The organism is Undibacterium sp. Di27W (assembly GCF_049340345.1).
Taxonomy (GTDB): Bacteria; Pseudomonadota; Gammaproteobacteria; order Burkholderiales; family Burkholderiaceae_D; genus Undibacterium.
Window position 1 is genome coordinate 1 of sequence record NZ_JBMPOS010000170.1, and the last position, 258, is coordinate 258.

The window sequence follows — 258 nt, forward strand, 5'->3', positions numbered from 1 at the left end:
ACGTTGATCACGGCAAAACCACACTGACAGCAGCGATTGCAACAGTCTTGTCGAAAAAATTCGGCGGCGAAGCTAAAGCCTACGATCAGATCGATGCAGCACCAGAAGAAAAAGCGCGCGGTATTACAATCAATACAGCCCACGTTGAGTACGAAACAGCTGGTCGTCACTACGCCCACGTTGACTGCCCAGGCCATGCTGACTATGTTAAAAACATGATCACTGGTGCTGCTCAGATGGACGGCGCGATCCTGGTTT

At 50.8% G+C, this 258-nt stretch carries 1 protein-coding gene; it reads left to right on the top strand.

The genetic code is table 11. The features are described 5' to 3' along the window. Window positions 1-258, top strand: a 258-nt coding sequence (locus ACO0LF_RS31765; protein ID WP_423021445.1) for a GTP-binding protein, incomplete at both ends; no start/stop codon positions are given.